This window comes from Vibrio anguillarum (genome assembly GCF_001989995.2).
In the GTDB taxonomy this organism is placed as follows: Bacteria; Pseudomonadota; Gammaproteobacteria; order Enterobacterales; family Vibrionaceae; genus Vibrio; species Vibrio anguillarum.
On sequence record NZ_JAHGUP010000067.1, the window covers coordinates 46027 to 60869 of the forward strand.

Annotated in this window: 13 protein-coding genes; all 13 read right to left on the minus strand. The window is 35.1% G+C overall.

The genetic code is table 11. The features are described 5' to 3' along the window. Positions 1–301 precede the first annotated feature (301 nt). Positions 302–1030 carry a WecB/TagA/CpsF family glycosyltransferase gene (locus tag PL85_RS14595; protein ID WP_115339615.1) on the minus strand — a complete coding sequence of 243 codons (729 nt, stop codon included), beginning with the start codon at positions 1028–1030 and terminating at the stop codon, positions 302–304. Positions 1031–1067: 37 nt separating this feature from the next. Beyond that, the gene (locus PL85_RS14600; protein WP_064624729.1) at positions 1068–2240 is read right to left on the minus strand and encodes a hypothetical protein; all 1173 of its coding nucleotides are present in this window, start codon (positions 2238–2240) and stop codon (positions 1068–1070) included. Continuing rightward, positions 2237–2689: a serine O-acetyltransferase gene (locus PL85_RS14605; protein ID WP_096036184.1), complete on the minus strand. Its 453-nt coding sequence runs from the start codon at positions 2687–2689 to the stop codon at positions 2237–2239. The genes PL85_RS14600 and PL85_RS14605 overlap by 4 nt, the downstream gene beginning before the upstream one ends. Continuing rightward, a complete protein-coding gene (locus PL85_RS14610; RefSeq protein ID WP_115339614.1) occupies positions 2689–4182 on the minus strand; it encodes a hypothetical protein in 1494 nt (497 codons plus the stop codon). Before PL85_RS14610 ends, PL85_RS14605 begins: the two co-directional genes overlap by 1 nt. Position 4183: 1 nt before the next feature. Continuing rightward, a complete protein-coding gene (locus PL85_RS14615; protein WP_115339613.1) occupies positions 4184–5506 on the minus strand; it encodes a phenylacetate--CoA ligase family protein in 1323 nt (440 codons plus the stop codon). Further along, positions 5499–6650 carry a glycosyltransferase family 4 protein gene (locus PL85_RS14620; RefSeq protein WP_115339612.1) on the minus strand — a complete coding sequence of 384 codons (1152 nt, stop codon included), beginning with the start codon at positions 6648–6650 and terminating at the stop codon, positions 5499–5501. Before PL85_RS14620 ends, PL85_RS14615 begins: the two co-directional genes overlap by 8 nt. Then, entirely contained in the window at positions 6643–7842 is a 1200-nt protein-coding gene (locus PL85_RS14625; RefSeq protein WP_115339611.1) for an O-antigen ligase family protein, read from the minus strand. The genes PL85_RS14620 and PL85_RS14625 overlap by 8 nt, the downstream gene beginning before the upstream one ends. Continuing rightward, complete coding sequence (locus PL85_RS14630) at positions 7832–9061, minus strand: lipopolysaccharide biosynthesis protein (protein ID WP_088728706.1); 1230 nt, start codon at positions 9059–9061, stop codon at positions 7832–7834. Before PL85_RS14630 ends, PL85_RS14625 begins: the two co-directional genes overlap by 11 nt. Beyond that, a complete protein-coding gene (locus tag PL85_RS14635; RefSeq protein WP_013857365.1) occupies positions 9051–9971 on the minus strand; it encodes a glycosyltransferase family 2 protein in 921 nt (306 codons plus the stop codon). The genes PL85_RS14630 and PL85_RS14635 overlap by 11 nt, the downstream gene beginning before the upstream one ends. 45 nt (positions 9972–10016) lie before the next feature. Continuing rightward, positions 10017–11348, minus strand: coding sequence for a UDP-glucose dehydrogenase family protein (locus PL85_RS14640; RefSeq protein WP_013857366.1), 1332 nt, complete (start codon positions 11346–11348; stop codon positions 10017–10019). 11 nt (positions 11349–11359) lie between these two features. Continuing rightward, on the minus strand, positions 11360–12598 hold the full coding sequence (gene vpsB, locus PL85_RS14645) for a UDP-N-acetyl-D-mannosamine dehydrogenase VpsB (RefSeq protein ID WP_088728705.1): 1239 nt from the start codon (positions 12596–12598) through the stop codon (positions 11360–11362). A 17-nt stretch (positions 12599–12615) separates the two neighbouring features. Beyond that, entirely contained in the window at positions 12616–13734 is a 1119-nt protein-coding gene (gene wecB / locus PL85_RS14650; RefSeq protein ID WP_081245367.1) for a non-hydrolyzing UDP-N-acetylglucosamine 2-epimerase, read from the minus strand. 298 nt (positions 13735–14032) lie between these two features. Then, positions 14033–14560, minus strand: coding sequence for a low molecular weight protein-tyrosine-phosphatase (locus tag PL85_RS14655; RefSeq protein WP_013857370.1), 528 nt, complete (start codon positions 14558–14560; stop codon positions 14033–14035). Positions 14561–14843: the final 283 nt, after the last annotated feature.

Sequence of the window (14843 nt, forward strand, 5' to 3'; positions counted from 1 at the left end):
CCAACCAAACTGCGTTCGATAGGCTAAAAGTACGGTTAGCAAGGCCAGCATAATGCAGATACCTTGCGAATATGGATAAGGTGACATAATTATCAGTAGACGTACATCTTATTACAACGACACTTCGATGAGATACAGACTCAAATATGAGACGAATCAAATATGAGACAAATTTCTCTTATAAAATTTCATTTTAAGAAATGCCACTCTAGCCACTCTATTAGTCACAACTAGAAAAGCGCTAGTAAAAAACTTTACAAAAATCAACCATAGTTAAAATAGAAACAAATACAAATTCATCCTATAAAAATTTTTCTTTCAATAATAAAAATAAAAATTTGCTATTAGTAACAAGATATCTCTTCCACATTCTTCTAGGCTCTTGAATGATACGGTATAACCATTCCAAACCAGAATTTTGCATCCAAACTGGGGCTCGATTTACTTTGCCAGCAACAACATCAAATGTCCCACCGACTCCCATAACGAAGTTAACACCTAGTTCATCTTTCCATTTATTAATAAAATTTTCCTTTTTTGGTGAAGTAATTGCTACGAATAAAAGCTTAGCTCCCGATTCCTTAACTTTATTTACAACAAACTCTTCATTATCCCAAAAATATCCGTCATGGTAACCAGCAATAATCAATTCTGGATAAAGTCTTTTAACCTTATCCGCAGTCTGAGTGACCACGTCAGATGTTGCTCCAAGTAAAAACACTGGGAAGTCTCGTCCAGCACTCATTTCTAATAAATTGTAAAATAGATCAACACCAGCTACTCGCTCAGGAACATTATGCCCCATAAATCGAGCACCAAAAACGACTCCCATTCCATCAATATTAATTAAGTCGCATCCCTTGACTGAATCAGATAACGTAGGATCGGTCTGCATATTTACTAGCTTAGCCACATTAACTACAACATGTTGTAAAAAACTACCTTCGCTTATCTTATTCTCAATGAATGATATTGTCTCGGACATTGTAGCAATATCCATAGGAGATCCCAAAAATTCTATACGTTTCATCTAATTAATGACCGCCATGTGTAATAAAATTATCAATTCAATTTTTATTCAAAAAAATATAACGTTGATAATATGAGAACGAATAATAAACCCATGCTTTTGTCCAGCGAATATAATCAATTTTATTTGTATAATATTGATTCTTCTGATAAACAAATCTCCGCTTATTCTTTAAGTATAATATTTCAATAGCATTACTTATTATTCTATCAGCCATAATTAAGTCATCAGCCGTACCACCAACTTTAAGCAGAGTAAGCACAGCCTGAGATACGCTATGCATATCAAGAGGATAGCGGTTATTATGGTAATACTTAGCAGTACCATCTGCTTCAAAAAATTGGGTTTTATAAAATTTAAAGCCAAGTTCAATACTTGATTTAAACTCATCCGTACTTAAAGAATCAGCCAATAGAGTTAGGGCTTCTAAGTTGTACCCCGTATGGAAAGAGTCGATAAACTGATGGTGGTGTCTTGTACCATAGACCCAAGAACCGTCATAACTTTGAGCTAAAACTGATTGTCTTGCAACAGCTAAGGACAATTTCTTATACTGGCTATTACCTGTAATACTAGCAATTTTTGCGACCCAAGCGGCACCCCATAAACTGGCGTTGTATACTAGTGCGGTCTCTCCTGGGATGTAAGAGAAAAAACATTCACCATCTAGTTCTGTGTAGAGATGTTTAACTATAAAATTCGCAGAATCAATTGCTGGCTCACGATATTTATCACTATTAATAATCTCCCCCAACGCCCAAAGTGCTTGTGCAACATAGACAGTCGTGATTACATTAGGTTTACCTTTTGGCACAAAGAATGCGCGTGCATTCCAATCAAAATGATAACCCCAGCAGCTGTGCCCCCACAAAGTTCTATCACTCTGCTGTGTTAACAACCAATTAGCCAACTCTACCGCTTCATCTAGGTAACTCTGCTCATTTGTTGACTGATAGTTTTCTAATAAGCCTAAAATAAATAACCCAATCCCTTTAGGATTTCGCTTGTCAGGAACAAAGAATACTGTTCTAAAATTAATGGCAGAGCGCTTATGAAGTTGAGTCCAAAATAAACCAAGTAAGCCCGTTTTGGCTCTAGGAAAAAAATAAAAAAATTTACTATTTAACCCATCAAAAGGATCCTTTCCAGCATAATCATTAATTTTTGCATCTCTTAATAAAGAAGAGACGATATCTTCCACACTAATCAAAGTAGGTCACCTAATTCTTGCCAAATAGAATGTTCAATCATCTTCACAACCTTAGCCGGAGAACCCGCAACTATTGAGTTATCTGGAATGCTATTAATAACAACAGCGTTTGCTCCAATTATTATATTATTTCCAACTTTTATGTCACCCAAAATCCTTGCGCCAGCACCAATATATACATCATTTCCTATCTCTGGACATGACTCTTTTAGCTTTCTTCCTATTGTAATACCCTGGCCTAAGCAAACATTATTACCAATAATCGATTTTTTATGAATGACACATCCTATCCCTCCATACATAAAACGGGAATTTTTCCCTATTTTCACAGAAGCTGGGACAACGGAATTAAATAGTAAAAAAGAAATAATTTTTATAACATTTGGGATCAATGGAATTCGATTCACGTATGCCCAGTGAGATATACGATAAAAATATATCAAATTCATCACGCCACCTTATTCCCAATAATATTTTTCGTTATATACCTATATCGTTCAATAATATTAAATAACAATCCTGATTTTATATAATCAACAATTTTCCCTTTAAAGTTTCTAGGAGGATTTATTGGTATACAACTAATTTCTGGTGCTAGATAGTGAATGATTTCTTTAAATAAAATATTGTTATAGTATTTTGTATATTTGTATGGCAAGCAAATCATACGTTCAATAATGTAGTGTGTAGCAAATGGATTGACTTCCTCAAATGCTATATCTGACTCAGAATTACCAACTGCCCCCCAGTTACCTAGTTTTTGTTCAATGTAATATAATGAGTTTTTGGGATAAGAGCTAGCATATAAATGTTCTTTACAACCAGCTAACCATAAATTTGTCTGAAAATTGGAGAAGCGTGAATTTACACACTGATATTTAAAACACAAATAATTACTCTCGATATTTTCTTTAGGTGTACCATATACAGATCGACCAAATTCCCCGACGCCGCAAACGTTGATATGTTCAGGCAAGATTATAGAATAGTTATAGACTTCTGGGAGCCGTTTTTCAGTAGCGTAAAAAACAGAATTGGAATATTCATTTTTAAATGAATCAGGTATTTTATCCACATCTAAAAAATCAGTATGGATCGTATATTTCACTCCAAGTGTATCACAAATCCTCTTACCGATGACAATATCCGGATGATCGTCATTTAAATTTTTCAACTTATCAATAAAGTAATAGCATCTATGTTTAATTTCTTTTGTAGCAGCGGCCATCACCCTAGAATCATTACCTGCTGTAACAGCGATTGATAATGGTGATACTTCAGAAAAAGATTTTAAAATGGCTTTAAGTTCTTCTGCAACTTCTGTCACAACCTGATTAATATCATGGTACTTAAATTCAACTTGAGGCCAATAACGAACAACTTTCATATCTCTAATACTTAAAGCATGGTTAGGAAGTACTTTTTCTATCTCATTAAAAATAGTTTCATGCCCGATCCAAGCATTACCATTTCCTTTTTTTGGAAAGACTTCCTTATAAAATTTATAGGCTTCTTCATTATGTGTAAGCTTAATACTTTGATATTGCAAGAGACTAATGTCTGTCGCTATCAAACCGTAACTACTAGAAAAATTAATTTGCGCAAGTGATGTTGCATCAGCTCTTAACATATCAACTTTACTATCACTATAAAATAAATAGTATCTTCCACAGCATCTCGATAGAGATTTATTGATGATTGGAAAACTTATATCTGAATTGTCAAGTTCATTAACAATAATCCTTAAGTCAAATGAATCAAACTGTGGATGTACTATCTCACCTACAATTAATAGGGAGAAAAATCTACCTATGTACTGGTATACTTTATTATGACTATCAAAATAAATTGAATACTTAGTAAAATCAATACATCTGAATGTACTGGGGACAGAAACTTCAACATTCGATGCGTCACTTATAAGAATTTGTCTTTTAAACATTTTAAGGTTCCAACTCTAAAATCGCTTGCCTAAATTTTCCATTTTTTGTTCTTGGAATGGATGAAACTTGCTTAACAAGAACACGCATATCTTCTCCAAAATATGTTTTAATATTTTTTTCTAGAATTTTTTCTGATTGTTGATCATATCGACGTTCAACAACAACTAAAGCTATTATTTCATCTATTCTTTTTTGCTTAAGCTGAAGCTCAACCAAACCACACACATTTTTTGGGATATGGTTAAAAATAAGCACCTTACGCCCTGAAGTTGACAGTAGAAACTCACCTTCTCTACCTTGAATACTTTTAATTGTTAAAAATGGAAGACCACATTCACATTGATTGAATTCGGAACTAACACCAGAGAATATGTCTTCTGTGTTATACCTAATTAATGGCATTTTAGAGTTATGGAATCCCGTCGCAATTAATTTATCATCAGAAAACTCATAATAGCCATAGTCTTCAATTAAATGCATCTTACCGTATTTACACGTACCTGCCGTTGCCACCCTTTCACTCAATCCATACCAACTAAAAACCTTACAATTAAAAACGCGTTCGATTACTAGTTTCTGATTATCAGAACAAGATTCCGATGAAAGGATAATCCCTTTAATTTTTAGGTTTACTGCTAACCCTAATGACTCAATTAAATTAGCAAACAGAAATATTGCAGATGGATAAGCTTGAATTATTTTTGGTTTATAATTATGTAATTGCTCTAAATATTGTCGAACTGTTTCCTCGCTCAGATGATATACAGACATCATTAACATTTTATCAATACTGTTGTGACGCCAATAAGGTGAGGTATTTTGCTCTAGAGGAACAATAAGATCAGCTCGTAACCAGACTCGCTTATCACCTGGAAGATAACCAGCCCATGTCAATTGTCTATGACTTTGAGCATGATCTTCTATAATCGCGGATAATCCAGAATAGAGGTTTAGTGGCTTACCTGTCGTACCTCCAGTCTGAGACTTAAAAGTATAAGAAAATTTTTTAGAATCATTTAGAAATGCACAGGGAGCGATACGAATATCTTCCTTACCAATGAGCGGAAAATCATCAATATTAGATGATTTTACATTTTTATAAAAGGAAACGTGTTCCTTAGCCTGATCTAATGTTATCTTTAATAGGCTTCTTTGTTGCTCAAGCAATTTCTCTCTAGATATATATTGGTTATTATGTAATTCTTTTATTCTTTTTTTAAACAACCAATTTTCTCTCAATAATTTAAATATAATCGATTTAATGTTAATCATCAGTTCTTGCAGAAAAATAGGTGACTTTTTATAAAGTGAGCTTTTATACATTTTTATCTAAACCTAAGGCTAAAGACATTGCAAGAATCTGATTATTTATACTAGCTTCATTATGAACTGTATTTAACGCCTCTTTGGACATTCTATTTTTAAGCTGAAAATCATTCCCTTTCTCTTCAATAAACGCAGTCCAAGCACTTAAATCTTTCTCTTTGAATAATACTCCATTAACATTTTGCTTCAAAAAATTTATTTCAGGACTGTGGAACGAAATGTCCTCACTTAGCAGTGGTAAACCAGCGCTAAATGCATGTACAATGGCTAATCCTACATAACCAGGCATTACAAACCAATCAGCACTTTTAAATATTATTGCAAGCCGATCTTCATCAAAAACCTCACCTAAAAACAATGCATGTATACCAAAACATTTACATAATTCTTGCCAGCTTTCTCTCATCTCTCCATCACCGACAACAACCAGTGCTACTGAATCTTTATTCTTTGCTTTTCCCAAAGCATTAATAAAGTTTTCTAACCGTTTGCCAGATCTAAAACGACCTGAAAAAAGATATACAGTTTTATTTTCTATGTTATTGTCCGATTTGAATTTATTAATGTCTTCTTCTTTTATAGGAAGATAGCTATTGATTAACTTTTCTGTATTAAGCGTATTTGGAGCAACAAATATCTTTTCCTTATCAATTCCTTTATCGACAAGGTATTCTTTCCCTGGTTCAGAAAACACGATAATGGCATTTGCTTGCTTTAAACATTTATTTATCACAGAGACTCTAATCTTATTTAAAAAACCATTTAATCCACTATCTGGTCTGCGGCAATGGTCGTATCCATGCGTCCAATAAACAAGCTTTGTTTTTGTTATTTTACAAAATATAGATAAGCTTAGCTCGGTTAGGTTTGAACTATTAGGAAGAGCTAGAATCACATCCGGTTTATATTGGATTATATATTTATAAGCATAAGGCAATAGATTAATACGTTTAGACCATTTTAATATATCTGTGCTGCATATATAGTTTAAGTTTGCACATGGCTTTATATAATCTTTAATTTCACCGTCAGTTATTACATCAATTTTACAGTAATAGTTAAGCGTTAATTTAGTGAGAACTTCATTTCTATATCTTTGCCAACTTGCATCTTTTGATAAAAACAAAACATTTCTATTCATTAATTATTTTCCTATGGCATATTGAAGAAAGATAGATAAGAACATAAAGCACCCATAATAAATTATTACTTCTAAAGAAATCTGTTTCCATAAAAGAATGAATGATCAAAAAAAACAATATTGCTATGAATAAATAATTAGAACGAGTTATTTCAAATATGGAATGAATGACAAATGCAATAAATATTGGCACACCAATATAACCTAACATTATCCAAATATCTAAGTAAGTGTTATGTGATTGATTTAACTTTGTAATAAAGAAATCAAAATCCCCACCATATAACACGCTAAGTCCAGCATCACCAACTCCCCAAAAAGAACGATAACCAAAACCTAGCCATTTATAATCATTCATCTCGAATATCACAAAGTCCCATATTATAGCTCTACCAGTAAAATCAAGCCCATAATCAGACAATATACTCGTATCAACTAAAAGGAGGGCTAAAAAAACAAAACCAGAAGTAAAAAATATAGATAAAATGACATTTTTCGCTTTTAACCACTGGTAATTAATCAGCATATATATGAAGATTGAAGATGATATCACTAGCGCTAACGATGTCTTGGATTTTGATATTACAAGCAAAACAAAAACAGTAAATAACAAATATAAATTTAATTTATTCTTATTTTTATTAATGAAAATATCATACATAACTATCAATAAAGATAGAGCATAAATATACCCTGCAGTATTTTTGTGTCCATGTATCGCTCTAAATCCAATATCTTGCCAAGCAAAAGAGAATGGAATACTTAACACTCCAATAATAACAATAGCGATAGCAAAAAACTTTAGCACATTGAAGATATCATTAAAATCTAAATATCTTATCACCATCAAAATGAATGTGATTAAAAATATTTGTTGTAATAATCTAGTAAATGAAGTCAAAGGTATTTCAGACCAAAGGCATGATATAATTGAATACAGAACCAATATCCACAGAGGCCAAGCTTTTATAATGATAATTTTAAAAAAATCCTTATTATTTTTAAACAAAAAAACAATAGAAATCATGAATGAAGACAACATAATAAGTCTATTAACCATATTAGATGATATTTCAATTTCAGACACAAAATCACTGTCACGAACAGCCAATGATGGAGAAAACACTCCTGCAGAATTTAATAAGAATACGAATAGCAGACCAGATATGAAATTCTTATAGCTAATTTGCATAGAATAGCCTTTTACTTATAATTTTATATTGTGAACAACAGAAATGAAGAAGCTCACCTATTAAGTATCCAACAATAATTCCAATGGCTCCATAATATGTTCCTAATATTGTTGAAGCGGCTACGCCTAAAGTAGAAACAATAACACCCATAACCGCTAAATATTTAAATTCCTCAGCTACATTTAATATATTACTGTTTGAAAATTTAAAGACTTGGACCATGCAGACAGAAAGCCAACAGCATAATAGATCAAATCTAACTTTAGTTTCAAATATCATTTCTATATAGTTAAAATTACTTAATACCAATATCGAATAAACAGTTATAAATAGAAACATTGATAATATAATCTTTACACTGACATTTTTAAGTGTATTTTTGTCATTTTTATATAATTTAGCCCATCTAGGCTTTTCAGACATATAGATACCAGAAGCTACTAGATTTATTGGCATAACAATTAATCGAGCTATAGCTAAAACCGCTGTTGCTTCAACGCCAATAATGAGTGTAGCTAAATAGGTATAACTATTATTTTGTGCCCAAGTCGCTAACGAACCAACAGAAGACCAACGGCCTACACTCCATAAGTCATAATAAGATACTTTCATTTCACTTATTGTTGGTAGCCTAAATTTAAGTTTATAAGTAATAATTACTATTGATATAACACCCGATATTATAGACACTAAATATATATAATTAAGAGTCACATCACTTTCATTAAAGAACAAATACAATAAACCTAACATAGTAGTAAAAAGTGAAACAATAGCAGACAACACTATCGTGCCACGAAGCTCGAATACATAGTTATATACTCGATACAAATCTCTACTTAAATATAGAAAAAAAGAGCAGTACACCAAAAAAAACAATGAATTTTCAAATTCAAAATATTTGACCAAAAAGAATGCAGGTACAATAAGAGCCATATGAATAATATTAGCAAATACACACAGTGCATTACTCTTCCTGATTTTTATTTCATATTCAGAGATTTTTGCATATTTTACGGATAAGGTTGTATGGAAAAATGCATTTTGAAGCGTAGAGATCAGCATTAATCCTGAAAAAAAATTCATGTATACTGCATAGTCTTTAGGTCCTAACTCTCTAATAATAAAAAAAGATATTAAAAAATTAGCCGCACTTATTGTTGCTACATCAATCACGCCACACAATTGATAAAATAATTTTATTAATTTACTCACCATACATTTTAGTCTCTCTGCCAAACAATCCCTCAATTTGACCGAGCCTAGCAATGGAATTTACCAATAAAATAGTTCCCTTTCTTTTCCCAGTGAAAGCAATAAGTGGAAGTGAAGCTAACACCCCAAATAGTCCAACTATTGATCTAGTGGTAATTATAATTGCTTTTTTATCTAGAGAATAATGATTTTTTCTTATTTTAGAAAAGGTTTGCCCTCCCCTCCTGCCTCTTTTTATAGCATACTGTAAATTAGCTCTATCAAGAGACAAATATTCGAAGACTTCAGTTTCATCGCACCAAGTCAGTTTTGCCCCATGTTGTTTACACCGATAGAAAAACTCAGAATCCTCTCCTCCAGACTGTCCAAATGCTCTATTGAATAGTCCGACTTTTTCTATTAATGCCATAGATACAAGAGCATTTCCTGTATTACCAGTAGAAAGTATAGTACCTGTTTTTTTTCTAACTCTTTCAAAGAGTTTAGAAACAATTACCCATTGAGATGTCTGTGGATAATAGCAAGTTATCACAGGACCAATCACAACATCTGTATCATACTGATTAAGCATCTTGGCTAAACTAATGAAGTAATTAGGTGAGATAGTTTCATCATCATCTAAAAAAAGAATGTAGTCTGATTCATTATCATTTGCGATTCCAATGCATTTATTACGCACATCAGATATATTCCTTGAAAACTCACAATGATAAATTACATTTATATTTTCATTATAAAATAGACTTGCAACTTCATTTGCACTTCGGTTTTCATCATTATCAACTATGGCTATAGTTAAGATAAATTCACTGGTATCATTTGCTTCAAATATTGAAACCAATAATTCCTTTAATTGTTCAGGGCGACGATAGGTACAGATCCCTATCGTTACCTTTTTTTTATTATTTGTCATTCCTATGACCTAAAATCTCTGTTCGAGAAGGTTTTTAAGTTGTATTTATGACAACTTATTCCTACCGATACTATAGTAAACAAAACCTTTTTTGGTCATCCGTATCGGATCAAATAGATTTCGGCCATCGAACAATACGGCTTGTTTTAATTGCTCTTTAATTTTGACAAAATCTGGAGCTTTAAAGCTTTGCCATTCAGTACAAATAATCAATGCATCGGCGTTTGTTAGTGCAGCTTCTTTTGTGCCCATAAGCATTAAATCCTCTCGGCTCCCATAAATGCGCTGAGTTTCCTCCATCGATTTTGGGTCATAGGCTTGTACTCTTGCTCCTGCCTCCCATAACTGCTGCATCAATACTCGACTCGGTGCTTCACGCATATCATCCGTATTTGGTTTAAAACTTAATCCCCAAATGGCGAATGTTTTTCCCGACAGATCAGGGCCAAACTCTTTTGTAATATATTCAAATAGTTTATGTTTCTGCGCATAATTCACCGCTTCTACGGCTTTGAGAATTTGAGACTCATATCCTATTTCATCGGCAGTGCGAACTAGCGCTTGTACATCTTTAGGAAAACACGATCCGCCATAGCCACAGCCAGGATAAATAAATTGAAAACCAATTCTGGAATCAGAACCGATCCCTTGACGAACTTGCTCTATGTTTGCACCCACCCGCTCAGCAATATTTGCCATTTCATTCATGAAACTAATTTTTGTGGCAAGCATACAATTCGCAGCATATTTAGTAAGTTCAGCACTTTTAATATCCATCACAATAACTTTTTCATGATTTCTATTAAAAGGAGCATAAAGCTCTCGCATTAACTCTTCGGCTTCTCTTGAGTCTGTACCAATCACTATTCGGTCAGGACGCTTACAATCATCAACCGCCGCACCTTCTTTTAAAAACTCTGGATTAGAGACGACGGAGAACGTTAATTTAGACCCTTTATTATCCAGTATAGCTTGGATAGTATTCCTAACTTTATCTGCAGTACCTACTGGCACGGTTGACTTATCAATAATAATTTTTGGTGATTGCATATATGTCGCAATCGTTTCAGCGACTTTAAGGACATACTTTAAATCCGCAGAGCCATCTTCATCTGGAGGAGTGCCAACCGCAATAAACTGCAAATCGCCAAAATCCACGCCAACTTTGGGATCGGTCGTAAAGCTAAGGCGTCCCTCTTGGTAGTTTTTCTCAACCAATGCGGTTAAACCTGGCTCGTAAATAGGAATAATGCCCTTTTTAAGATTTTCAACGCGGCTTTCGTCTATATCAACGCAGCAAATGTCATGGCCAGCATCGGCAAGGACAGCCGCTTGCACCAAGCCTACATATCCAATACCGTAAAATGTTACTTTCATCTTAATTCCTTTTATACAACACCACGAGTATCAATCACTACTTTCTTGGCAAACGCCGTTTTATCTGCTTCTTTAAAATCTCGGTGATCAACCAGCACCACAACGATATTGGCTAACTCTAAAGCACGCTCTAGCGAGACTAGCTCAACATCATGTTCTGCTAACTTACCCGGTAATTGGTGGATATTTGGCTCTACCGCTAGAATTTGTCCAATATTGTCTTGTGCTAAATGTAAAGTGATGTCTAAAGCTGGGCTCTCACGTAAATCATCAATATCAGCTTTAAAGGCCAAACCTAAGCAAGCAATGACTGGTTTTTTGAACTGATCTGCGGCTTGTTTTACCTGATCAACGACCCAGTGTGGTTTACCATCATTAACATGACGAGCAGCAGCAATCAGTTTTGCTTCTTCTGGGCAGCTGTTAACAATAAACCAAGGGTCAACTGCAATACAGTGCCCGCCAACACCTGGTCCTGGGTTTAATATGTTGACACGAGGGTGGCGGTTGGCCAATTTAATTAATTCCCAAACATTGATTTTTAATTTCTCACAAATAAGGGAAAGTTCGTTCGCGAATGCAATATTGACGTCGCGAAAGGAATTTTCTGTTAATTTCGCCATCTCCGCCGTACGAGAGTTGCTGATGATGCATTCGCCTTTAACAAAGGTTTTATACAGAGCCATCGCTTTCTCGCTACACGATTTACTCATGCCACCAATCACTCGGTCATTACTGACCAACTCTTGTAGTACATAACCCGGTAAAACTCGCTCTGGGCAATGCGCTACCTTAATGTCAGCCGTGTCACCTTTGTGCTGTGGGAAAGTTAAATCAGGACGAGCCTCTGCTAGCCATGCGGAAAGCTTTTCTGTCGCACCGACAGGGGAAGTACTTTCCAATACCACCAAGTTGCCTTTTTCCAGAACTGGTGCAATCGCTTTGGCCGCGGCTTCTATATAGCTAAGATCAGGCTCGTGATTATCACCTTTAAATGGTGTGGGTACCGCCACTAAGAAAGCATCAGCTGGTTCAGCTGTCACAGTTGCTTTTAGTTTGCCAGTCATCACTGCACTTCGAACTACGATATCTAAATCCGGTTCGACAATGTGAATTTCACCTTTGTTGATTGTATCGACAGCGTGTTGATTGACATCTACGCCAATCACTTCAATACCACGCGAGGCTATAACGGCAGCCGTTGGCAGGCCGATATACCCTAAACCAATCACAGAAACTTTATTAAACATCTTATTTTCCTTAAATCTTATCTTGCTAGAATGTCGGCGATACGTTGACAGGCTTTGCCATCACCGTATGGATTGTGTGCTTGACTCATGAGTTGGTAAGCGCGCTCATCACTAAGCAACCGGTCTAACTCTTCACAAATCAGTTGTGTGTTAGTCCCAACCAGCTTGACCGTACCCGCGCTTACCGCTTCAGGTCGTTCGGTGGTGTCTCTCATCACTAATACAGGCTTCCCTAGCGACGGTGCCTCTTCTTGAATACCACCGGAATCAGTTAAAATGATGTGTGCTCTGTCCATCAAATAGACAAAGGGCAAATACTGTTGTGGATCCACTAAGAAAATGTTTTCAATGCCTTTTAAAAGACGATTGACGGGCTCTTGAACATTCGGATTAAGATGTACCGGATAAAGAATTTGACAGTCAGGGTGGCGCTTTGCTGTGATGGATAAGGCTTCACAAATACGCTCAAATCCATCACCAAAACTTTCACGACGGTGGCCTGTAACAAGAATGAGTTTTTTATTGTTATCAAGCATCGGAAACTGGTGTGCCAGCGTAGCATTGAGATCTTGCTCGTTGTGAATCTTGTTACGGATCATAAACAAGGCGTCAATGACGGTATTCCCAGTAATATGGATGTTCTCGAGGCAATAATTTTCATCCAATAAATTTTGTTGAGATGTTGCCGTTGGTGCGAAATGATAGTGAGTCAATGCACCCGTAAGCTTGCGGTTCGCTTCTTCAGGCCAAGGAGAATAGATATTGCCGGTGCGTAACCCAGCCTCAACGTGGCCGACTGCAATTTGCTGATAATAACAAGCAAGTGAAGTCGCAAACGTTGTAGCGGTATCGCCATGAACTAAGACAATGTTTGGTTGAAAGTCTTTTAGAACCGTTTCCATACCGTTCAAGATTTTAGTCGTTACTGTCGTCAGTGTTTGCCCTGGTTCCATGATATTAAGATCAAAATCAGGCACCACTTCAAACAACTCTAAAACCTGGTCAAGCATTTCCCTGTGCTGGCCAGTGACGCATACTTTTGTGTCGAAGCGGTTATCTTGTTTAAGCTGATGAACTAGAGGCGCCATTTTAATTGCTTCAGGTCGTGTACCAAACGCAATGAGTATTTTTTTCACTTTATTTATTTCCTTGGGCTAAACTAAACGACTGTTAAGAACAAACTGTTCAACGCTATTTCTTCAAAAAGTAGATAAAAATGGTGAATAGCAACGGTTAAATACGCTACCGCCACTAGATGTCGCCTCTAGAATGCGCATTTTCTTCACATTTTTTGCTTTATGTATATAAGAGAAAACTTATTAACCACCCACATTTAATCACCTACCTACAAACTATGAGTAGAAATTAATTGCCAAACTGTTGCTTTGTTTTTTGGGGTGGGTAATCAAAAAGTCATATAAAACTTTCTATGTGTTACACACAAAGTTTCATTGCACTTTCCTTTAATTGATATTGTTTAGATATATGTTCGATGATCCCTTGGGCCCCGCTCTCTATCAGTTCCAAAACCCGTTCAAACATATGAATATTTCCTTTGTAAGGATCAGGGACTTCCGTGACACCGATGTGACTATGCGATAGAAACAGTGAAAGTTTCTCTTTATGTTTAGCAGGACAAATGTCAATCAGATCCGCTAAGTTGGCTTTATCTAAGGCAAAAATAAGATCAAATTTTTCGAAATCCTCAGAACAAACCTGCCTTGCTCTTAAATTTGACATTGAATAACCACGCTGCTCAGCGACAGATATTGCTTTGGGATCTGGTTTTCGGCCCACTTGATAATTCACAGTACCAGCGCTTTCAACAAATAAATTAATTCCATGTTGTTGCGCTTTTTGGCTCAAAACAGCTTCAGAAAGCGGTGAACGGCATATATTTCCCATGCATACGATGAGGATAGAGAGTTTTTTATTTTCCATGGCCATTACTGATGCATTCACTTCATTTTGTCTCTGTATTAAAGAGGTGGATAGAGTATCGCAAGGTGCATTGCAATGGGTGTCTCAAAATTGAGTCTATCTATAATTAATACCTAAGATTTAAATAGGAAAAATGAACTGGCTATTTTGATGGATTATCGAAAATGGCATTAACCATTTGATATCTCGCTTGTATGTTCAAATAACTTGATGTGATAAGCCGGCCGCATGTGATTTCATCGAATGGGCATAGATAACGGTGAATGGAATAGGTGTGAACGGTGAGTAAAAATCCGCCTTCTTA